The 21447-nt window shown below is 40.0% G+C and carries 25 protein-coding genes and 1 tRNA gene; 10 read left to right on the top strand and 16 right to left on the bottom strand.

Annotated elements, in window-relative coordinates:
* Positions 1–93 precede the first annotated feature (93 nt).
* Together M2369_RS16030 and M2369_RS16035 are read left to right on the top strand one after the other, a co-directional pair.
* Complete coding sequence (locus M2369_RS16030) at positions 94–1623, top strand: multicopper oxidase family protein (RefSeq protein ID WP_072367833.1); 1530 nt, start codon at positions 94–96, stop codon at positions 1621–1623.
* A gap of 267 nt (positions 1624–1890) precedes the next feature.
* Entirely contained in the window at positions 1891–2265 is a 375-nt protein-coding gene (locus tag M2369_RS16035) for a carboxymuconolactone decarboxylase family protein (protein WP_007496965.1), read from the top strand.
* Positions 2266–2483: 218 nt separating this feature from the next.
* On the opposite strand, the gene M2369_RS16040 is transcribed toward M2369_RS16035, so the two are convergent.
* Both M2369_RS16040 and M2369_RS16045 read right to left on the bottom strand, forming a co-directional pair.
* Positions 2484–3533, bottom strand: a complete 1050-nt coding sequence (locus M2369_RS16040) for a hypothetical protein (protein ID WP_259254941.1) — start codon at positions 3531–3533, stop codon at positions 2484–2486.
* Between the two features lie 73 nt (positions 3534–3606).
* Positions 3607–3975 carry an RlpA-like double-psi beta-barrel domain-containing protein gene (locus tag M2369_RS16045; protein WP_003213878.1) on the bottom strand — a complete coding sequence of 123 codons (369 nt, stop codon included), beginning with the start codon at positions 3973–3975 and terminating at the stop codon, positions 3607–3609.
* A gap of 210 nt (positions 3976–4185) precedes the next feature.
* Here M2369_RS16045 and M2369_RS16050 point away from each other — a divergent pair, with 210 nt between their 5' ends.
* The 3 genes from M2369_RS16050 to M2369_RS16060 all read left to right on the top strand — a co-directional run bounded on the left by M2369_RS16050 (position 4186) and on the right by M2369_RS16060 (position 5941).
* The gene (locus M2369_RS16050) at positions 4186–4860 is read left to right on the top strand and encodes a hypothetical protein (RefSeq protein ID WP_041093255.1); all 675 of its coding nucleotides are present in this window, start codon (positions 4186–4188) and stop codon (positions 4858–4860) included.
* 124 nt (positions 4861–4984) lie between these two features.
* Positions 4985–5452: a hypothetical protein gene (locus M2369_RS16055; RefSeq protein WP_017359850.1), complete on the top strand. Its 468-nt coding sequence runs from the start codon at positions 4985–4987 to the stop codon at positions 5450–5452.
* 138 nt (positions 5453–5590) lie between these two features.
* On the top strand, positions 5591–5941 hold the full coding sequence (locus M2369_RS16060; protein WP_008344359.1) for a DUF4064 domain-containing protein: 351 nt from the start codon (positions 5591–5593) through the stop codon (positions 5939–5941).
* A 45-nt stretch (positions 5942–5986) separates the two neighbouring features.
* Here M2369_RS16060 and M2369_RS16065 read toward each other — a convergent pair whose 3' ends face one another.
* Both M2369_RS16065 and M2369_RS16070 read right to left on the bottom strand, forming a co-directional pair.
* On the bottom strand, positions 5987–6412 hold the full coding sequence (locus M2369_RS16065) for a hypothetical protein (protein WP_017366716.1): 426 nt from the start codon (positions 6410–6412) through the stop codon (positions 5987–5989).
* Positions 6413–6565: 153 nt separating this feature from the next.
* Positions 6566–6745 (bottom strand): hypothetical protein, encoded by a 180-nt coding sequence (locus M2369_RS16070; RefSeq protein WP_058336442.1) that lies wholly within the window; start codon positions 6743–6745, stop codon positions 6566–6568.
* A gap of 316 nt (positions 6746–7061) precedes the next feature.
* Between M2369_RS16070 and M2369_RS16075 the strand changes: the two genes are divergently transcribed.
* The gene (locus tag M2369_RS16075) at positions 7062–8504 is read left to right on the top strand and encodes a D-tyrosyl-tRNA deacylase (protein WP_047947182.1); all 1443 of its coding nucleotides are present in this window, start codon (positions 7062–7064) and stop codon (positions 8502–8504) included.
* A gap of 443 nt (positions 8505–8947) precedes the next feature.
* Here the strand turns inward: M2369_RS16075 and groL are convergent, their stop codons facing one another.
* Both groL and groES read right to left on the bottom strand, forming a co-directional pair.
* Entirely contained in the window at positions 8948–10582 is a 1635-nt protein-coding gene (groL, locus tag M2369_RS16080; RefSeq protein WP_007496015.1) for a chaperonin GroEL, read from the bottom strand.
* 56 nt (positions 10583–10638) lie between these two features.
* Positions 10639–10923: a co-chaperone GroES gene (gene groES, locus M2369_RS16085; RefSeq protein WP_003214120.1), complete on the bottom strand. Its 285-nt coding sequence runs from the start codon at positions 10921–10923 to the stop codon at positions 10639–10641.
* A gap of 229 nt (positions 10924–11152) precedes the next feature.
* Here groES and M2369_RS16090 point away from each other — a divergent pair, with 229 nt between their 5' ends.
* The 3 genes from M2369_RS16090 to M2369_RS16100 are packed head-to-tail and all read left to right on the top strand — an operon-like array spanning position 11153 to position 12762.
* Positions 11153–11887 (top strand): CPBP family intramembrane glutamic endopeptidase, encoded by a 735-nt coding sequence (locus M2369_RS16090; RefSeq protein ID WP_259254946.1) that lies wholly within the window; start codon positions 11153–11155, stop codon positions 11885–11887.
* A complete protein-coding gene (locus M2369_RS16095) occupies positions 11884–12078 on the top strand; it encodes a YdiK family protein (RefSeq protein ID WP_017366710.1) in 195 nt (64 codons plus the stop codon). Before M2369_RS16090 ends, M2369_RS16095 begins: the two co-directional genes overlap by 4 nt.
* Before the next feature lie 57 nt (positions 12079–12135).
* Positions 12136–12762, top strand: a complete 627-nt coding sequence (locus M2369_RS16100) for an NUDIX hydrolase (protein ID WP_047947156.1) — start codon at positions 12136–12138, stop codon at positions 12760–12762.
* Between the two features lie 39 nt (positions 12763–12801).
* Here M2369_RS16100 and tatC read toward each other — a convergent pair whose 3' ends face one another.
* Genes tatC through moaC form a run of 4 tightly spaced genes read right to left on the bottom strand, consistent with a single transcriptional unit; the run spans position 12802 to position 14940 of the window.
* A complete protein-coding gene (gene tatC, locus M2369_RS16105) occupies positions 12802–13566 on the bottom strand; it encodes a twin-arginine translocase subunit TatC (protein WP_096881072.1) in 765 nt (254 codons plus the stop codon).
* A 6-nt stretch (positions 13567–13572) separates the two neighbouring features.
* A complete protein-coding gene (locus M2369_RS16110) occupies positions 13573–13752 on the bottom strand; it encodes a twin-arginine translocase TatA/TatE family subunit (RefSeq protein WP_008344374.1) in 180 nt (59 codons plus the stop codon).
* A gap of 27 nt (positions 13753–13779) precedes the next feature.
* Positions 13780–14433, bottom strand: coding sequence for a redox-sensing transcriptional repressor Rex (locus M2369_RS16115; protein WP_008355687.1), 654 nt, complete (start codon positions 14431–14433; stop codon positions 13780–13782).
* A 15-nt stretch (positions 14434–14448) separates the two neighbouring features.
* Positions 14449–14940: a cyclic pyranopterin monophosphate synthase MoaC gene (gene moaC, locus M2369_RS16120; protein WP_026050052.1), complete on the bottom strand. Its 492-nt coding sequence runs from the start codon at positions 14938–14940 to the stop codon at positions 14449–14451.
* Positions 14941–15078: 138 nt separating this feature from the next.
* Here moaC and M2369_RS16125 point away from each other — a divergent pair, with 138 nt between their 5' ends.
* Positions 15079–17001, top strand: coding sequence for an ABC-F family ATP-binding cassette domain-containing protein (locus M2369_RS16125; RefSeq protein WP_041506697.1), 1923 nt, complete (start codon positions 15079–15081; stop codon positions 16999–17001).
* A gap of 466 nt (positions 17002–17467) precedes the next feature.
* Here M2369_RS16125 and tsaD read toward each other — a convergent pair whose 3' ends face one another.
* The 6 genes from tsaD to M2369_RS16155 form a co-directional block, all read right to left on the bottom strand.
* Positions 17468–18496: a tRNA (adenosine(37)-N6)-threonylcarbamoyltransferase complex transferase subunit TsaD gene (gene tsaD, locus M2369_RS16130; RefSeq protein ID WP_259254949.1), complete on the bottom strand. Its 1029-nt coding sequence runs from the start codon at positions 18494–18496 to the stop codon at positions 17468–17470.
* Positions 18489–18917, bottom strand: a complete 429-nt coding sequence (gene rimI / locus M2369_RS16135; protein ID WP_008344382.1) for a ribosomal protein S18-alanine N-acetyltransferase — start codon at positions 18915–18917, stop codon at positions 18489–18491. Before rimI ends, tsaD begins: the two co-directional genes overlap by 8 nt.
* A gap of 25 nt (positions 18918–18942) precedes the next feature.
* Complete coding sequence (gene tsaB, locus M2369_RS16140; RefSeq protein ID WP_259254950.1) at positions 18943–19632, bottom strand: tRNA (adenosine(37)-N6)-threonylcarbamoyltransferase complex dimerization subunit type 1 TsaB; 690 nt, start codon at positions 19630–19632, stop codon at positions 18943–18945.
* On the bottom strand, positions 19613–20089 hold the full coding sequence (gene tsaE / locus M2369_RS16145; protein WP_046527695.1) for a tRNA (adenosine(37)-N6)-threonylcarbamoyltransferase complex ATPase subunit type 1 TsaE: 477 nt from the start codon (positions 20087–20089) through the stop codon (positions 19613–19615). Before tsaE ends, tsaB begins: the two co-directional genes overlap by 20 nt.
* Positions 20090–20101: 12 nt before the next feature.
* Positions 20102–21079, bottom strand: coding sequence for a thiamine-phosphate kinase (gene thiL, locus M2369_RS16150; protein WP_259254951.1), 978 nt, complete (start codon positions 21077–21079; stop codon positions 20102–20104).
* A 278-nt stretch (positions 21080–21357) separates the two neighbouring features.
* Positions 21358–21434, bottom strand: a tRNA-Asp gene (locus M2369_RS16155).
* Between the last annotated feature and the right edge of the window lie 13 nt (positions 21435–21447).

Raw genomic sequence — 21447 nt, forward strand, 5'->3', positions numbered from 1 at the left:
CCCGCTAAAAAGCGGGTTTTTTTATTTTATTCACCTATTTGGATGTCCGCACTTATAATGTATCAAATTGATTTTAAGTGAGGATTAGTCAACATGAACCTAGAAAAGTTTGTTGACGAGCTGCCAATTCCAGAAGTCGCAGAGCCCGTCAAAAAAAACCCAAGACAAACGTATTATGAAATCGCTATGGAGGAGGTGTTCCTAAAAGTTCATAGAGATCTGCCCCCAACCAAGCTATGGACCTATAATGGCAGTTTGCCGGGTCCAACCATTAAAGCGAATCGAAATGAAAAGGTCAAAGTGAAATGGATGAACAAATTGCCGCTGAAACACTTCCTGCCTGTCGATCATACCATTCATGCTGGACATCATGATGAACCCGAAGTCAAAACAGTCGTTCACCTGCATGGGGGCGTGACACCTGCAAGCAGTGACGGTTATCCGGAGGCTTGGTTTTCGCGAGACTTTGAAGCGACCGGCCCCTTCTTTGAACGAGAGGTTTACGAATACCCTAATCACCAGCAAGCATGCACATTGTGGTATCACGATCATGCCATGGCATTAACACGATTAAATGTATACGCCGGATTAGCTGGCTTTTATTTGATCTCAGATGCGTTTGAAAAATCACTCGAATTACCGAAAGATGAATATGATATCCCTTTAATGATCATGGACCGGACATTCCAGGAGGATGGCGCACTGTTTTACCCAAGTAGACCAAATAACACACCAGAAGATAGTGACCTTCCAGATCCCTCCATCGTGCCATTTTTTTGCGGGGAAACGATTTTAGTCAATGGAAAAGTATGGCCATATTTAGAAGTAGAGCCTCGAAAATATCGTTTTCGTATCTTAAACGCGTCCAATACAAGAACTTACGAGCTTCATCTAGATAACGACGCCACAATCTTACAAATTGGATCTGATGGCGGCTTTTTGCCAAGACCTGTTCATCACCAATCTTTTAGCATTGCACCTGCTGAACGTTTTGATGTCATCATCGACTTCTCAGCTTACGAAAACAAAACGATTGTTTTAAAAAATACGGCAGGCTGCGGTCAGGATGTCAATCCAGAAACAGATGCGAACATTATGCAATTTAAAGTCACTCGTCCGCTCAAAGGAAGAGCAGCTAAAACATTACGTCCGATCTTCAAACCACTGCCACCGCTCCGGCCGAGCCGAGCTGATAACGAGCGGACGCTAACGCTTACTGGCACACAAGATAAATATGGGCGCCCGATTTTATTACTAGATAACCGGTTTTGGAATGATCCTGTCACGGAAAATCCTCGACTTGGTAGTGTAGAGGTATGGAACATTGTCAACCCAACAAGGGGCACACACCCTATTCATTTACATCTTGTTCAATTTCGGGTGATTGATAGAAGACCATTCGATACAGACATCTATCAATCAACAGGTGAAATCGTGTACACGGGACCAAATGAAGCGCCTCCTTTGCATGAACAAGGCTACAAGGATACAATTCAGGCGCATGCTGGTGAAGTCATTCGCATCATCGCTCGGTTTGTCCCATATAGCGGACGATATGTGTGGCATTGTCACATTTTAGAACACGAGGATTATGACATGATGCGGCCGATGGATATCATTTAGTAAATATGAAACCTCCTCTCTCTTAATTGCGTAATATGAAAAGGGCTAACAGCTTCTATATATTAGCCCTCTATTTTCTTTTCAATCTCCATGAGAAAAAACGAACAATGTATCGCATGAATGGCATTTTTTTGAACATTCCACACTTGAAAAGTTGACGAAGTAAACCGATAATACTACTATATACCCATTACCTCTATCAAAAGGCACTTAAGAAACCATGCACGAACAAATAGAAAATCGTCATAAAAAACGGAGGAGTTCAATTTGAATGAAGAAAAAGAGACTTGCCAGGTCAAGCAAGAAACAGTGGCAGGTAACAGGGAGAAGCTTTCAATTCATGAAAATGAGAGCATTCGATCAAACATTGAACAACTAACAATTGAACTCGGTGAACAAAAAGAATTCAATCACTTCATATTAGATGAAAAACAGAAGGCCATCAGCACATTATCGGCTCTCATTGCAAAAGGTGATTGTGATGAAGAGTTAAAAGCTCATTTTGTACAAGCATTACATATCGGGCTCTCTGTTATAGAGATTATGGAGATCATTAAGCACTGTACAAAGGTTGCAGGATTCCCTCATTCCATTAATGCCTTGTTTATTTTTCAAAACTTACTAGATGAAAACAATAAATAAATAAGAGAAAACGAGAAGTCTTCTGTCCTCTCGTTTTTTTATTTCCACTTACTTTACTCTCTTACGCTGATTCTGTCACAGTAGCAAAATATCAAAATACCACTCATTTCCTTGCTTAAAAAGTGATGTTCATTTCACAAATCCGCATTTTTCACCGACACATCCCATGACAAAATAAAAAAACGTCCAGTTATATAAAATAACTGAACGCGCACCTTTTACCGATTGACAGTGAAATTGTTAACAATCCCGCCTTCTTTCTCCCAAGCGGTTTCTACTGTTTTCTTCTTAATATCATATTCAAAAATGGTTCTGACCTTCGCCTTTCGTCCTGTGTCATCCTTTAATTCCTTTGCGTTCTTTGCAACACCTAAGAAATAAACAGATGTACCATCCGCAGAAAATTGCGGCTGGGCAGCACTTAAAATACGCACATCTTGGCTGTTTTTAACGAGTGTCTTTGTTTTTCCTGTATCTACATCCATCACCTTAATAGATGATACTTCTTTTTCATTTCGAACCTTCACTTCTGTATAAATGAGTTTTTTATGATCTGGTGAAAAAGAAATATCATTGATGGTTTGAGAAATACGTGCAATTCGCTTTCCCTTCTCACCTGTTTGAAGGGTAATCTTCATGGTCGTTGGTTCAGGATCCATTCCTTTTTCATTTGCCTCATCCGTCTTTTTATAATCCTCTTTTAACGAATAATGCTGAATGGCCAACAGATTTGATGCTGGATCATAAGCAAAAGAACTCACCGTATCATCATCACTTTTTTCTGGATATAACACTTTCACTTTCTGTGTTTTCAAATCAAAAGACGCTACATAAAATTGCTCACCTGAATCCTTGTTATACCTTAAATATAACTGTTTTCCGTCACCAGAAAGTCTCATACTGTCGATTGAATCGTCACTCGTAAAGAGCGTTTTTTCTTTATCCGTTTTCACATTCAATTCCCGTATACTTACTTTTTGTGTGTCTTCATCTGTATACGTGTAATATAAAAGCTGCTTCGTCTGATCATAAGCAATTGAAGGATATGCTGTCAGTTTCTCTGTATGAAGCGCCTTGTCATGCAAGTAATAAGTATTGTTTAACTTTTGATCCGTAAATGAAACAAGCAATTCGTCTTTTGCATCTTGATTTGTTTTCACTTTTCCTGCATGTTTTGCCTCTTGCCCCGGCTTCATCATGAAGAAGATGACGGCCGCAATCACTACGACTCCAATTACTGTGATGATCCACCATGTTGATTTTTTCATTGACTTTCAGACCCTCTCCACAAGAAAAGAAGCCAGAAAATGAACTTTTCCCGCTTCTTTGCATGCCTATGTATTAATAAGTGTAATGCCCTTTGACGACACCTTTACTTGTTTTATACCCAAGTGCTTTGAATGCTTTCGGACTTACGTCTAATACTGCGTTTGGCATTCTACCTACATCATATTTATATACTGTAATCACTTTATGTGGTTTCGCTTTTGTTGTCACTCTTAGTTTTGTACCTTTTTTCGGTACGTCAAATCCCATTTTCGTTGCTGCATCCCAATGACCGAGTTTTTTTCCATCTGCGCCTTTTTTACCGACACCATTATACCATGTAATATTGCCGCTTACTTTTTTTGCACTTGCTCCATGTGAGAAACTAAACGCTAAAAATAAACTAGCTACTGTTACGATTGTCGCGATAAGCTTTTTATTCATTAAAAAATCCTCCGTATTTGGTTTCTGACCCTATTATACATGAAGATGCACCCAGTTATTTTACAGTCACATTACAATTCGAATACAAGTTGACCACTTAATGACCGATTTTGTTCATAAATTTCACCAAAAACAGCCAGAACATTGTCAGTAGATCCCTCCCTTTTGTTTTATATAATAGAAATGAATCAAAGATAAGGAGGAATTTTCATGAAAAAGTGGTTCATCGTTTTGAGTGTAAGTTTGACCTTCGTATTGATGCTTTCAAGTATTCCTGCCTCTGCGGCTGGTCCTCGTCACGGCGCCATCGTGACACAAACGGATGAAGCCAAATGGTCAGGTATCTCGGCTGATATTGTGCTGCCAAAAACAGCCACTATTAAAAATGGCTATGCCGACTGGTATCTTGGTCTCGGTTCTGCCGTTGTTGAGAGCGGGATTTCAAAAACATCTTCTGGTTATAAGGTATTCCTGGGCACCGGCTCCCAAGGCGGCAGTCAATATTGGAACAGCGAATACGATTCAAGTATTAAAGATGGTGCACGTGTCAACTTAAAGCTCATCAACAATGGTGATGGCACAGTGTCACTATACGTCAACGGGAAACTGCGTTATAAACAGCCTGTTTTCAACCCTAGTCGTCTGAAAGACCTCGATGTCGTCAAAATGGTACACGGCGTACAAGATAATGGAACAAACAGCTACTCGCAAGCAAGCTTCTCTAATGTACAGCTTCGTGCAAATACATCTGGAAGTGTCTATAAAAAATGGGACGGCACCGTCAAATCATCTCTTTTACGCAAAAATCTAGAATCTGGTGCTCCGGCTCCAAAATTCACAGTCATTTCGTCTATCCCACTTAGTACAACCCTTTCAGCACAATAAAACACGAGCACCCAACTTTGGGTGCTTTTGATTGTTCACAGCTTATCAACACTTCTCTTTTAATCAAAACATCAATTCGTGGTAACATAAGCATACATACTTTGAAGAACAAAGGAGAAAGAACGTGAGAAAAAGTCTACTTGTTTTCATGAGTCTTGTTGCAATCTTCTCTATCCTAGCAGCTTGCTCAAATACGGCAAAAGAAGAAAAAACAGAATCTACGGCACTTCCAACGATTAATGAACGCATTCAAAATGAAACGAAAGAGGTCATGGAGCAGTCTAAGCTCGTAAAAGACACAGCGATCACCGTTGATCAAAAGAAAAAAGTCATTTCCTTAAACGTGACGGCTTCATCTGAGACCAATAGTGATTACGCTGAAGTCATTGGTTTGAACTTTGCCAAAACACTAGCTATTGGTGCATCCACTGAAAAGGAAAACAACCTGCATAAACCGGAAAATGACAGCCTCGGCGCCCTCTACTCCTTTTATGACCTAAACATCACCGTGAAACAAGAAAACGGCAAAGTGCTCGCAAAAGGAAAGAAAACAACAAATGAAACAAAGATTACCTGGGAGAGAGCCCAGTAATTGGACAAGAAAATTCTTTATGGATTTTCTTGTTTTTTTTAACAAAACTATTAACATTGTGAAAAGAATGCCGATGAGTAAGATTGTGTTGGTTCTTAAGTACCAATAATTCTTATTTACATATCGGGGGAAAGTATCATGAAAAGAACAACGGAATTTGTTTTAGGCTTAATTGGAGGTATTTTTGGATTTTTCGGTGCAATGTTTGCCATTGCCTTTGGAGGACTCGATGCGGCATTTAGTGAATCAGGTACGAGTCAAATCACAGGATTAGGCTGGGCAGCGATGCTTTTCTCTATTCTTGCTATTGTGGCATCTGTTATCGTGAAGAAAAAAGCAAAGCTTGGCGGGATTTTATTATTAGTATCTGCTGTTGGTGGTATTATTTCTATTTCTATGTTCTTTATCCTTCCAGCTGTATTAATCCTCATCGCAGGATGCATGGGTGTGTTTAGAAAAGAGCCTGTCAAAACAGTTCCAGCTGAATAAAGTTGATATAAAAAAGCTTGTAGAGGGTCGCTCTACAAGCTTCTTTTATTGTATATTTTCATTTAAATCTTCTCTTATGATATCAATCAGCGTGTCAATATCCGAGTGAGCTCTAGATGCTAATCGTACCAGCAAATGATCGATATACTCATACAAATGACGATCTTTCAACATATACTTCCCATAATACGGAATGACAAAGAAATAGAGCAAATCAGCTACTTCTAGTGCAACGTCATCACCAACTTCATTCTTTAGCGCCTCCCCAACACATTGGATCAGCCAATTCAAATCTTCTTTCTTTTCAATCGGAACGTACATCAGCTGATGAATACGGTCCGTATCTCCCGTTTGTAAAATCTGCTCCGCTGCTCCCTTTGATAGAGCACCAATCTCTTTAGAAGATATATTAAGAACCGCGAATTCATTCTCTGATCTATCTTGATCCATTTGCAGCACGTTTTGGTCCATCTCGACTCACTCCCCGTTCTCAGATACTTTTATTATAAGGAATTCAGCTGATTTTTTATGGAAATAGTGGATTTTTTTATGTAATTTTAAAGAAAAAACTGTATGCTCTATGAAATCTCTTGTTTCTCAAATCAACAAAAGCACTTTTAATCGTCAGAGTGCATTTCTCATGCTTCTTCTAATTTTTTTCATCGCATCAGCCATTTCCACTTCTCCCTCTGCTTTCATCTGTTCAATGATGATGCCGGCATAATCCCTTTCGTGTTGATTTTGGATTAATTTAAAAGCAGCCTGAACTTCATCAATAAACTTAAAGCCTACTATACCTTTCATTTTGCTTTGCTAACAGTTTCTCAGACGACGTCTCCATTAAAACTCTCTGAAGTCTGTCAAATCAACCACCTCATCTTTTTATCATAATTTAAATACTAAATAATATCGTATTTCACAACTTGGATTTTTCTATTTTAGAAACGAATTTTATACAGAAGATAATTTCAGATTAAAGAAGAGGCAATCTTGAATATACTAACAGGTTCTATTTTTGGGGACAAAACCACAAATAAACATCAAATTATAGTCTAGTTTCAAAAGCATAAGGTATAATCATCTTATAAAAAATACCAATTGCAAAGGAGAAGCATTAATAATGAAAAAGTTCGATTTGAACATCGAAAAAGTATTAGAGCACTGGACCATTCCTCACGCCTTAAGAGAAATCATAGCAAATGCACTGGATGAATCAATTTTAACGAGCACCAAAGAGCCTCTTATTTTTAAAGATGAAGACAATAAATGGCATATAAGAGATTTTGGGAGAGGTCTAAAGTATGAACATCTAACACAAAATGAGAATATAGAAAAGACAGAGAATCCGGATAAAGTCATTGGCAAGTTCGGGGTAGGTTTAAAAGATGCATTGGCGACATTCGATCGAAGGAACGTAGAAATCCTCATCCAATCAAAATATAGTGATATTACAATAAAGAAGTTATCTAAGGGAGACTTTGACGATGTGGTAACTTTGCACGCCATCGTTAATAGTCCGACTAATCCTAATTTGGTAGGCACAGACTTTATGTTTACTGGTCTCAAAGATGATGATATAGAAAAAGCCAAGGATTTCTTCTTACTTTATTCTGGAGAAAAGACGATTGAAAAAACGAAGTATGGGGAACTCATTGAAAACAAAAAAAATCGTTCAAGAATCTACGTTAACGGAATTTGTGTAGCTGAGGAAGACAATTTACTCTTTTCTTACAATATCACTTCTACCACTAAGAAACTTCGTCAATCGTTAAATCGGGAGCGGACAAATGTAGGAAGAAGTGCTTACACAGACAGGGTAAAGTCTATTCTCTTAGAATGTAAGAGCCCAACATTCGCTGGAAAATTAGTCGATGATTTACAAAGGATTCAAACAGGAAATTATCACGATGAATTACAATGGATTGATGTTCAACTACACGCCTGTAAAATATTAAGTAGTCAGGACAAAAAAGTGATGTTTTTAAGTGCTTATGATTTAATGGATGGCGGTAAATACTTAAGTTACGCAAAGGAGGAAGGAATACGTATCATTACTGTTCCTGATTCACTAGCGAATAAACTTGAAACTAGTAAAGATCTGAATGGAAATAATTTCAGAAACTTGGAGACTTATGCGTTAGAATGGAACGAACAATTCGAATTTGATATCGTAAACGTCAACCAATTAACGGCTAAAGAAAAAGAAATTTTCAATTACAAGAATACCATAGTAAGTTGGTTCCCAAAAAAGAATAATCTTGTCCGTGATATTGTGATTTCCGTTTCAATGCGACCAGACAATTATACGGGTTCTGATGCACTTGGGTTATGGGAGCCGTCCACTAAACGAATTATCATTAAACGTAGCCAACTAAAAAATATACAATCATTCGCAGGTACACTTGTGCACGAGTTGGTGCACGCTCATACAAACACTGATGATAATACTATAGAATTCGAAAATGAATTAACTGAAATGCTTGGGAAATTATCTACTCTTATCCTTGAAAGTTCAAATCCTGTAAAACCCAAAAGTATGCTAAAAAGATTATTAAACAAATAGAAGGTGTATTTATCAAATTTCTTAAATCACATATAAACAAATAAGAAGCCGCTCATATTGTTGAAGAGCGACTTCTTTTTATATATTTTTGTCCAAAAAAAGAAGGTATAAAAACTCGCTTTTTTAGTATCTATTAATATAAATTACCCTAGCGATTAGTGAGCCAAAGTCTATGAAATTTAAATGATATTTAGAGTTCCCGTACATCAATCACATCAGTGCTTGCCAAAGCCCGTGTATCACTCGAACAAATCATGGATCGACTCGGTCACCAGATTACGAATAATGTGTACCCCACGTAACACAAAAAATGAAAAAAAGGCTTCTCAAAAGTTCAGGGAACTAATGAAAAGCCTCTAATTTTTCTATATGGTATCAAAATGGCACCAAAATGAGTGTGACTAACGGATAAACCCTTATCAATCAAGGGTTTAAATCCGTAATTACATCATGCCACCCATTCCGCCCATGCCGCCCATATCCGGCATTCCGCCGCCTGAGCCGCCTTCTTCTGGTTTGTCAGCTACGACTGCTTCAGTTGTAAGAAGCATAGCTGCTACAGAAGCTGCGTTTTGAAGTGCAGAGCGAGTGACTTTTGTTGGGTCAACGATTCCTTTTTCGATCATGTTTACCCATTCGTTTGTTGCTGCGTTGAAGCCTACGCCAATTTCTTCGTTTTTCAAGCGCTCAACGATGACTGATCCTTCAAGACCTGCGTTGTGAGCGATTTGACGAATTGGCTCTTCAAGAGAACGTAGAACGATGTTCACACCTGTTTGAACGTCACCATCAGCTTCGATGGAAGCGACTTTGTTGTATACATTCACAAGTGCTGTACCACCACCGGATACGATACCTTCTTCAACTGCTGCACGAGTTGAGTTCAGTGCATCCTCAATGCGTAGTTTACGTTCTTTTAGTTCTGTTTCAGTTGCAGCACCAACTTTGATGACAGCAACGCCGCCAGCTAGTTTTGCAAGACGTTCTTGTAATTTTTCTTTATCGAATTCAGAAGTTGTTTCTTCTACTTGCGCACGAATTTGGTTCACGCGTGCTGCGATTTGAGCAGAATCCCCTGATCCTTCTACGATCGTTGTGTTCTCTTTTGTAACAACGACTTTAGACGCACGGCCAAGCTGACCAATTTCAGTTGATTTCAGGTCAAGTCCTAGGTCTTCTGTGATTAATTCTCCGCCAGTTAGAACAGAGATGTCTTCAAGCATTGCTTTACGACGATCACCGAATCCAGGTGCTTTTACAGCCACTGCGTTGAATGTTCCACGAAGTTTGTTCACAACAAGTGTTGCAAGTGCTTCGCCTTCTACATCTTCAGCAATGATCAATAATGGTTTTCCTTGTTGTACGACTTGCTCAAGTACAGGAAGGATTTCTTGAATGTTTGTGATCTTTTTATCAGTGATTAAGATGTAAGGATTTTCAAGAACCGCTTCCATCTTATCAGAATCAGTGACCATGTATGGTGAAGCGTATCCACGGTCAAACTGCATTCCTTCAACCACTTCAAGCTCAGTTGTGAAACCTTTAGATTCTTCAATTGTGATGACGCCGTCGTTTCCTACACGCTCCATCGCTTCAGCAATTAGGCTGCCGACTTCTTCATCTGCTGCCGAAATAGACGCAACTTGAGCAATTGATTCTTTACCTTCGATTGGTTTAGAAATCTCATGCAAGCCTTCAAGGGCTACTTTCACTGCTTCTTCGATTCCTTTACGAACGCCAACAGGGTTTGCACCAGCTGTTACGTTTTTAAGACCTTCACGGATCATCGCTTGAGCTAGAACCGTTGCAGTAGTAGTACCGTCACCAGCTACATCGTTTGTTTTGCTTGCAACTTCAGCCACAAGTTTTGCACCCATGTTTTCAAATGCATCTTCTAATTCGATTTCTTTTGCAATCGTTACACCATCATTTGTGATAAGTGGAGAACCGAATTTTTTCTCAAGAACCACGTTACGTCCTTTAGGTCCTAAAGTTACTTTTACAGCATCTGCAAGTGCATCTACACCACGTAACATCGCACGACGTGCTTCTTCACTGAACTTAATATCTTTTGCCATAATAACGAAACCTCCTCAGTCTTTTTAGAAATTTATCTCAATCTTTGTTTATGTGATTAACCAATAACAGCTAAAATGTCGCTTTCACGAAGGATTAAATATTCTTTTCCTTCATATTTCACTTCAGTACCTGCATATTTTGAGAAGATAATGCGGTCGCCTGTGTTTACTTCTAACGCAACGCGCTCACCACTTTCAAGTACACGACCTGAACCTGCTGCAACAATTTTACCTTCTTGCGGTTTTTCTTTTGCAGAATCCGGTAAGACAATACCGCTAGCGGTTTTTTCCTCAGATTCAACGAGTTCAATGATTACGCGATCGCCTAATGGCTTTAACATAAGAAACAACCTCCTCAATTTTTATATGTAGTCTTTTTTAGCACTCATCATCAACGAGTGCTAACACATTTATTATAATAAAGAATGTCTTCTGTAATTTCAAGTAAAAACCTTTAAAAATTTTTACGCTTTCATGATCTTTTTTTATCACCGATTCTTTCCTTTTCAACGAAAAAGAAGACTTGTGTTACAATAAATCTAGTTCTTTTAGTAAAGGGGTTTTCGTTACTTGAAAAAACAATATTGGTACATCATCTTAACGTATATATTGGTGCAATTTTCTGCGTTTCCGTATGTGTTCATCATGAAGTGGTTAGGTTACATTCAGACACCGATGACACAAGCAGAGCTCTCCAAATTGTCAGGAACATGGACAATCATCAGCTTCTGTATTGGACTAATCATTATTCTGTTCATCCTTCGGACTGTACCAAAAGCTTCACTTCGAAATGAAGCACCGGCATCAGTCGGCGTGGCAATCGCTTGGATCATTGGCGGTTTCTTTCTTTCCCTCTTTGCACAATCCATTGCGGGGGCGATTGAACAATATGCATTTGGCATTAGCCGAGAATCCGAAAATACTCAAAACATTTTAGCCATTATGGATGCAGTTCCATGGCTTGTAATCGTCATCGCTCTGATTGGACCGATATTAGAAGAAATCATTTTTCGAAAAATCATTTTTGGTGTGGTTTATGAAAAAACGAATTTTTTCATTGGCGCACTTGTCAGTTCAGTGGTTTTTGCTGCTGTACACAATGATTTCCCACATATCTTGCTCTATACCGCAATGGGCTTTACATTTGCCTTTTTATATGCGAAAACAAAACGAATCATTGTTCCAATCGGCGCACACATGCTGATGAACTCGCTCGTCATTCTTGTGCAGATTGAGCCAGTAAGAAAAATGATTGAAGAACAATCTCAAACAATGCAAATGATTATTGGAGGCTTTTTCTCATGAGAAACCCTGTCGTATGGGGCATTATTTATTTTGCCGTAGGTGTGGCGTTCACCTATATGGCCATTCAAAATCCAGGTGACATGTGGTCATTTTACAGCATTTTGCTGATGGTGTTTGCGGCCTATAATATCAATATCGCGTTAAAAATGTTTGCTTTTTCTGTCAAAATGAAAAAACAGCAGCAAAAATAAAGCAAAAACCATTTTCCGCCGTTTGGAAAATGGTTTTTTTATGGAGGTCATGTTTTCATGGAACACGAAAAACTGAACATCATGAACAATCAGCATGAAACGATTGGTACAGCCGCTCGATCTGATATCCATGCTGAGGGCCTTTGGCATGAAACCTTTCATTTCTGGCTTTTAAAAAAGGAAGATGACACAGTGTTTCTCTATTTTCAGCTGAGGAGTCCCTCCAAAAAGGATTTCCCTTCTCTACTTGATATCACAGCAGCAGGCCACCTTCTCGCAGATGAACAGCCTTCTGATGGCATCAGAGAAGTCGAAGAAGAGCTTGGTCTCTCCATCTCGTTTGAGAATCTTACCTTTGCTGGTGTCATTAAAGATGAAATCCATATGCCTTCGTTTACCGATCGTGAGTTTTGCCATGTGTATCTTTATATGGATCAAAAAAAGCACATGGATGTCCATCTACAGAAAGAAGAAGTTGCTGGACTTTATAGAGCAAGACTGATGGATGCACAGCAGCTTTTAAATAGAGAATGCGAAAAAATGAACATCGAGGGCTTTGAAGTGGATGCAGACGGCAAGCGACGTGAGGAAAAGAGAGAGGTCCGTGTACATGATTTTGTCCCGCATGAACCTGCCTATTATGAGCATCTCTTTCAAGCAATCAATCAATTTCTTTCACAATAGAAAAAGCATCGTGACCCCTATTTGGATCACGATGCTTTTTTATGAGACAACATCATTTTCTTTCTCCTCTGTCTCTGTTTGCTGCATTTTGCGATAGGTCACTCTTGAAATGACAATACTCACTTCATACAAAACGAGCATTGGCAAGGTAACCATGAGGTGAGAAACGAGCTCTGGCGGTGTAATAAGTGCGGCAATGACAAGGAGGACAAAATAGGCATACTTCCGTATTTTTGATAAAAACATCGGTGTAATGATACCAAGTCTAGTGAGAAACATCAACACGACAGGCATCTGAAACAAAAAGCCAAATGGAAGTGTTAACTGCATCAGAAATGTAAAATACTCATGAATCCCAATCACTTGCTCCACATGTAAATCATTTGACATCCGTATCATAAAATCGACGACAAATGGAAACAAAATAAAATAAGAGAAAGCCACACCGCTTAGAAATAAAAGCAGTGCAATCGGAATATAAGCAAGTGTCACCTTTCTTTCTTTTTCATATAAGCCAGGACTCACAAACGCCCAAAGCTGATATAAGATCACGGGACACGTCAAAACAAGAGCAATGACAAAAGCGAACTGCATAAACACGTACAGTGGATCTGTGAGCTTAAATGCGTTCAATGTCAGTGTGGCCGCTTCATCGGTATTTTGTAAATACACAATGACCGGCTTAGCGAGAAAAAAACCTGCCACCATAAAGGTGACAAAAAACATCGCAATGATCACTAAACGTTTTCGCAGTTCCACAATATGCTCCATAAGCGGCATATCTTTGACATTCATGAAGCTCATCCTATTCTACTGATCTTCTTTTTTCTTTTTTTCTTCCTGATCATCAGCTAAACCTTTTGTGGCATTTTTGAATTCACGTAATGTATCTCCTGCTGCTCTTCCTAATTCAGGAAGCTTTTTCGGCCCAAAAATAATGAGCGCAACAACCGCAATCAGAACCAAACTTCCAGGACCGATCGGACCCATTTGCTCCACCCCCTTTACCCCTTTTCGTCAGTCCTCCTGTGTAACAGAGTAATGCTTTAAGAAATACACAAGAGACTGAAGTTCAACCGCCAAATCTATATGATGAATTCGAATGTGTTCCGGCACATTCAATCGAGCCGGCGTAAAGTTAAGGATTCCTTTGATGCCAAGGGCAATCAAACGATCTGTAATGGATTGAGCTGCTACGGCAGGCACTGTCAAAATCGCAACAGGAATATCTCCTACCTCTTGCACATGCTCTTCAAGCTTATCCAAATCATAGACAGGCACGCCGCCTATCTCACTTCCTATTTTACTCTCATTGACGTCAAAAGCCATTGAAATTTTTGTATTATTATTTTTAATGAAATTATAGTGTAAAAAAGCAGTCCCTAAATTCCCGACACCGATGAGCATGACATTCGTCATTTCATCTTGGTCAAGGGTCTTTCTAAAGAAGGTCAAGAGGTAATCGACATTATAGCCATAACCTTTCTTCCCAAGTGCACCAAAGTAAGAAAAATCTCGGCGAATGGTGGCAGAATCCACTTTGACTGCATCACTAAGCTCTGCCGATGACACCCTTTGTTTTCCTGATGCATGCAGATTTTTTAAAAAACGGTAGTAAAGCGGCAAACGTTTGGCTGTCGCTTGTGGAATTTTTGACTGGTCTATATTCATATAAGATCCTCCAACTTAAATATCAGATGCTCTGTGAAAATCACCGTTTTTCCCGCCTGTTTTTTCTACTAGATAGGTCGGGCCGATGATCATCCCTTTGTCTATTGCTTTGCACATGTCATAAACGGTCAGTGCACATACTGAGGCAGAAGTGAGCGCTTCCATCTCCACACCCGTACTTCCTTTTGTTTTCACCTGTACTTGTATGTTCAGAATGTACGCATTTCCGTCTTCCTCCCAATCAAAGGAGATATCGACACCTTTTAATGCAAGCGGATGACACATTGGAATGATGCTGGACGTTTGCTTTGCTGCCATGATGCCAGCTACCTGTGCGACAGATAATACATCCCCTTTTCCAATGTCATGCTTTTGTATTTGATGAAATACTTCTTTTATCATACGAACGCTTGAAACAGCAACGGCAGTTCTCACTGTAGACGATTTGTCACTAATGTCGACCATCTTTGCTCTTCCTTGTTCGTTAAAGTGGCTAAATTGACTCATCTTTCAACGCTCCCTCACTCAAATCATACACTATTTTTTCCTATCTGTCTTTCATTTGACCATGGTAGCCGTATGTAAGATTTGCCGGTTTACTGCTGATAAGCTACACTTAACATATTATAGCAGAGGTGAAGTTACATGATGATTCTACAAGTGAATCAGCTGTCCAAATCGTTTGGCGCTGATACCGTTTTAACGAATATAAAATTGGAAGTCAAAGCGAGGGATCGTATTGCCATTGTCGGTCGTAACGGTGCAGGAAAATCCACGCTTTTAAAAATCATTGCCGGTCAAATGTCTTACGAACAAGGTGAGATCATCAAACCGAAAGACCTATCCATTGGATATCTAGCACAGCATACAGATGTGACGTCTACACGTACGCTAAAAGACGAACTACTATCCGTTTTCGATCATTTAAAAGAAATGGAACAAGAGATGAGAACCATAGAAGAGAAAATGGCTTCTTCCACAGGAACAGAATTAGATTCTCTAATGAAAACCTATGACAGGCTGCAGCAAGCATTTAAAGATCAAGGCGGCTATCAATATGAAGCAGATGTCCGCTCTATTTTACACGGACTCGGCTTTAGTCATTTTGAAGACCATACAACTGTCCAATCCTTAAGCGGCGGTCAGAAAACCCGTCTAGCGCTTGGAAAGCTATTATTGATGAAACCAGAACTCTTGATTTTGGATGAGCCAACCAACCATCTAGATATTGATACCTTATCATGGCTTGAGCAGTATTTGCAAAATTATACAGGAGCCATCCTTATCGTTTCCCATGACCGATACTTCTTAGACAAAGTCGTGAACCATGTATATGAAGTGTCAAGAACAGCGATGAAAAAGTTCGCAGGGAACTATAGCAAGTATCTTGACCAAAAAGCTGAGCAGCTAGAGCGTGATATGAAGCTGTATGAAAAACAGCAAGAAGAAATTTCGAAGCTTCAAGATTTCGTGGATCGCAACTTAGCAAGAGCATCCACCACAAAGCGTGCTCAAAGTAGGCGGAAACAGCTGGAACGGATGGATCGTTTAGATAAGCCGTTAGGAGATGAAAAATCCGCAAACTTCCATTTCGATATTATGAGGCAAAGCGGAAATGACGTGCTGAAGGTGCATGATCTCGATATTAGTTACGATCAAAAAACGCCGCTCCTCTCCTCCCTCTCTTTTCATATTAAACGGGAGGATAGCGTGGCACTCATCGGTCCTAACGGTATCGGGAAATCAACTCTTTTAAAAACCTTAACGGATACGTTAAAACCAGTAAAAGGCGAGATCAGCTTTGGTTCTCATGTGACGATTGGCTACTATGATCAGGAACAAGCCAAGCTGACATCCTCCAAAAAAGTGTTAAATGAACTTTGGGATGATTATCCCCATATGACTGAAAAAGACATTCGAACTTGTTTAGGAAACTTCCTTTTTTCAGGTGATGACGTCTTAAAGCCTGTACATGCTTTAAGTGGTGGAGAAAAAGCACGACTTGCACTGGCAAAGCTGATGCTCCAAAAAGCCAATTTTCTCATTCTCGATGAGCCGACGAACCATCTTGATTTGGACAGTAAGGAAATATTAGAGAATGCACTAATAGATTATCCAGGCACCATCTTGTTTGTTTCGCATGACCGTTACTTTATCAATCGCTTGGCAACAAAAGTTCTCGAGTTGTCACCAAATGAAACAAAAGAATACCTCGGTGACTACGACTATTATCTTGAAAAGAAAAACGAACAATTAGAGCTTGAAGCACTCCAAACTCAGGAGACGCATAAAAAACAAGCAGAAAAACCAGTAGAAACAGCAAAACTTTCCTATGCAGAAGAGAAAGAACTCAAAAAGAAAGAAAGACAAAAGCAGCGCCGAATTGAAGAAATTGAAGAGCGTATCGCTGTCATCGAAGACAAGCTCGGTGAAAACGAAGAGCTTCTATGTGATCCTGCTATTTTCCAAGATCACGAGAAAGTACAAGCCATTCAAACAGAAAATGATGCGCTCAATCAAGAGATGGAATCACTTTTTGCGGAATGGGAAGATCTATCAGATGCATAAAGAGTGCCCTAACGGGTGCTCTTTTTTAAGGTGAGAATATTTATCCACAACGATACCCACAATAACATCTTGATTATTCTTAAATATTTTAAAGTTATCCACTTTATCCACAGTATTTTAATCACATATCCACATAAAAGATCACATTTATACACATTCTCTTCATTTTAAAACGAATTTTCTAACAATTGTGGATATATAACGTTTACATGTGAATAAATCGCTTTCATTTCAATAGAAAAAACTCCTGTATATCCACAGGAGTTCCAAATTTTTGACAAAGGGCTAAAATGAACTTGATTTTAGCCCTTTGTCTTCTTTTCAGCGTGATAGAAAACCTTTGCAGTCTAGGAAGGACGAGTACTGGCGCGGAGCGAATTTCATATTCGTGAGCACCAGCACGCAGGACTGACAAAGAATGCGAGGGTTTGTCTACACGCTGAAACTCCTGTATCCACAGGAGTTCTTATTCATAGGAGACAAGCGGCAGTCCAGGTTGACCGTTCATTGCCATGTCGCCTCTTATTCCCTTTTCAAATGCAATGGTTCCCGCAGCAGCAATCATGGCTGCATTGTCTGTACAAAGAGACAATGGCGGAATCATGACATTCACTTCAGGTAGCTTCGCAAATGCTGAAGTAAGGGCTTCTCTAAGACCTTTATTGGCAGCAACCCCGCCAGCTAGAACGACTTGTTTCACACCATACGCTTCAGCCGCTTTTAAGGTCTTTCCAACCAGCACCTCAATCACGCTTTCTTGGAAACTTGCAGCCAAATCCTCTGACGCAATGGTTTCGCCCTTTTGAGACGCATTGTGTAACGTGTTGATGACCGCTGATTTTAAACCGCTGAAGCTAAAATGATAGGATCCTTCTTCAAGCCACGCTCGAGGAAGCTTAATCGTTGGCTCCCCTTCATGTGCCAATCGATCAATGTGAGGTCCCCCTGGATATGGCAGACCCATCGTCCGAGCTACTTTGTCATACGCTTCTCCAGCCGCATCATCCAACGTTTCGCCAATGACCTCAAAAGACCCATGCTCTTTCATCAAAACAAGCTCAGTATGCCCGCCAGAGACGACTAGAGCTAAACAAGGAAACACCAGTTCACCAACAAGCTGGTTCGCATAAATGTGTCCAGCAATATGATGAACACCAACAAGCGGAATTTGATGTGCAAAACTCAATGCTTTGGCTGCATTGACACCTATCAAAAGTGCACCAACTAAGCCCGGCCCTTCTGTCACAGCAATAGCGTCTAAATCCTGAAAGGACATATTGGCCTGCGTCATGACTTCTTCTAATACGATCGTCATTTGTTCCACATGATGCCTTGAAGCGATTTCTGGTACCACGCCGCCAAATCGTTTATGGCTTTCTATTTGTGAGGCGACAACATTCGCTACGATCTCTTTCCCATTTTTCACAATGGACGCAGCTGTTTCGTCACAGCTTGTTTCTATACCTAATATGAATCGATCTTTTTTTTCACTCATTTATCTTCACCCACATGACTAATGCATCTTCCCCGTTATCCGTATAATAATTCTTTCGAATAGAAGCTGGTTTAAAACCGAGCTTTTCATAAAGGGATTGTGCTGGCGTATTTGATACCCGCACTTCTAGTGAAAGATGATCTGTCTTTTTTTCTTTGCAAAATTCCATGACATATCGAAGCAGCGCTTCCCCATATCCTTTTCCCCGGTGCTCAGGGAGAATCGCAATATTCGTAATTTGTGCATCATCCATGACAATCCAAACGCCGCAATACCCAACAGGCTGACCATCTTCTTCAATGAGGAAATAATGGCTGTATTGGTTATGGAGAATTTCATAGACAAACGACTCTTTTTTCCAAGGCGCTGTAAACGAATGCACTTCAATCGTATATACCTCTGGGATGTCCTCTACTGTCATTCTTCGCATCTCTACTGTGTTGAGATTATTTTTGTCCTTCAAGCCATTTCACTTCCGCTTCTGCCAAACGAATATAATTAGGAACAAGCTGATGGACATCTTCAGAAGGGCGGTCTGCCCCTAAAAATGCGAGCACTGAAGGTCTTGGGTTGTGAAATGCCTCGTCTGCGATCACAGCAGTTTCTCCAAGTATGGAGAGAACATTCTCTTGATGAAGATGCACATCATGTCCAAGAAATAAAACAGGGTTCCCTTCCTTTTTCAGCTCTTGAAGCCAATCAGTGAGCAGGATATTTTGATCTGGTTTCGCTTCTTTTATCTTTCCACCTTCAAATGTATATAACCCTGTATAAACTTGTCCTCTTCTTGCATCAAATATAGGAGAAATCATTCCATCAAAATATCGAGCATTTGCTGCCAGCGTTTCTAAACTTGAAACAGCAGTTATCGGGATAGACAGCGTCCAAGCAAGTGTTTTTGCAATGGTCACACCGATTCTAACGCCAGTGTAAGAACCGGGTCCTTTGGCTACAACAATTTTGCTTAATTCGTTCGGTGCTACGCCGCATTCTTTCATCAGTGCTTCAACTGTCGGCATTGCACGTACTGAATGATTCTTCTTTAAGTACGTAATACTTTCCCCAACCACAGTGTCATCACGGACAAGAGCTATTCCGAGTGTATGATTTGACGTATCAATTGCCAGTATGGTCAATGTCTTTCATCTCCTTACAAAGGGCCTCATAGCGCTCCCCTTTTGCATAAAACGTGAGATGACGTTCTTCTTCACGTTCTGTTCTCAGCATTTCAATTTTTAAATACGATGAAGGCAATTGAGGTTCAATGAGATGTGCCCATTCAACCAAACATACACCTTCCCCCTCAAAATATTCGACCAGTCCAATATCTTCTTCCGCATCTTCCATACGATACACATCCATATGATAAAGTGGCAGTCTGCCATCCGTATATTCTTTAATAATTGTAAAAGTAGGGCTGTTGACGATACGGGTAATACCTAAGCCTTCTGCAAAACCTTTTGAAAAAGTCGTTTTACCTGCGCCTAAGTCTCCTTCTAATGTTAAGACATCGCCGGGCATCACAAGTGTAGCCAAGGCAGCAGCAATTCGTTTCGTCTCATCCGCACCTTTTGTTGTCCACGTTAACTTCATGGTGGAGTCACCTCATTTCTTAAAATGATTATATCCTTTTTTCATTAAAATTGTTTGTTGATCATGGTCTTTTAAAATAACGCTGGACGCTCGATCATCTTTGACTTGTCCAATACGCGTGACCTGAATGTGTTCTTTTTTACATTGCGTCTCAAATCGCTTCCAATCCGTTTCAGGGATCGTACCAGTTAAGACAAAATCCTCTCCACCGAACAAGACCCATTCAAGCCACTCTTTATGTAACAACGGTAGATGTGGATGTTTTGGGAGTTGATCAGCTTCAATTTCAATCGTCACACAACTGGCTTCCGCTATTTCATTTAACTCACTCGCTAATCCGTCACTTACATCATTCAAGGTCACCCGGGGGAAGCTTGAGCAAATAAGGCCAGCAGCAATATGCGGCTGCGGCATTTTGTGTCGCTCTAGAAAAAAAGCAGTGTCAATCGAATGTACAGCATTTACTTCATTCATTAAAAGGGATAGCCCAGCAGCTGATGAACCTAGTTCACCTGTGACAAAGACAATGTCTCCTGTCTGAGCACTATGACGGTAACAGGCTGTTCCCTTTGGAATCTCACCAATGACCGTTACTGTGATGACAAAGTCACTGCGGGTGGCTACTGTATCTCCACCGATTAAATCCATATGATATCTGTCAGCCAATGCTTTCATTCCCTCGTAAAAAGCTGCGACAATTGCTTCATCCCCATGAGGCGGGATCGCGATTGATACAAGATAATACTTAGGGGTCCCTCCCATGGCTGCGATATCACTGATATTCACTGCCAGCGCTTTAAATCCAACCTCAAAGGGTGTGGAAAAATCAAATCGAAAATGGACATGCTCTACCATTGTATCAACACAAACGACCTCTTCACAATGTGAATGAGGTTGATAAACACTAGCATCATCACCGATGCCCATGACCAAAGAACGCTGATGCGTTTCTTTTGGTGTAATTCGGCGAATAAGATCAAATTCATCCATAAAAGACAGCCCCTTCATACAATCAACTGATTGAGCAAACATGATGTCAGACACAGTTAGTATTAGTGTAGCGAATATGAGCCTCGGTTCCAACTAAAAACGATATAAAGAAAGCCTGGTATAAAAAAACCAGGCGTTGTTTGTTGAAGTCATGATCTTTTCTTATCACATTTAGTGTAGCCAAACACAAGGAGTTTCATTGCATCTAGGATACTTATTGAAAGAAAAAGACATAAAAAAAAACGAAACTATACGTTTTCGTTTACAAGTCATAAAAATGGCGGTCCGGACGGGACTCGAACCCGCGACCTCCTGCGTGACAGGCAGGCATTCTAACCAACTGAACTACCGGACCAATAAAGAGAAAT

Origin of the sequence: Bacillus sp. JUb11 (assembly GCF_024807925.1) — a bacterium.
Taxonomy (GTDB): Bacteria; Bacillota; Bacilli; order Bacillales; family Bacillaceae; genus Bacillus; species Bacillus altitudinis.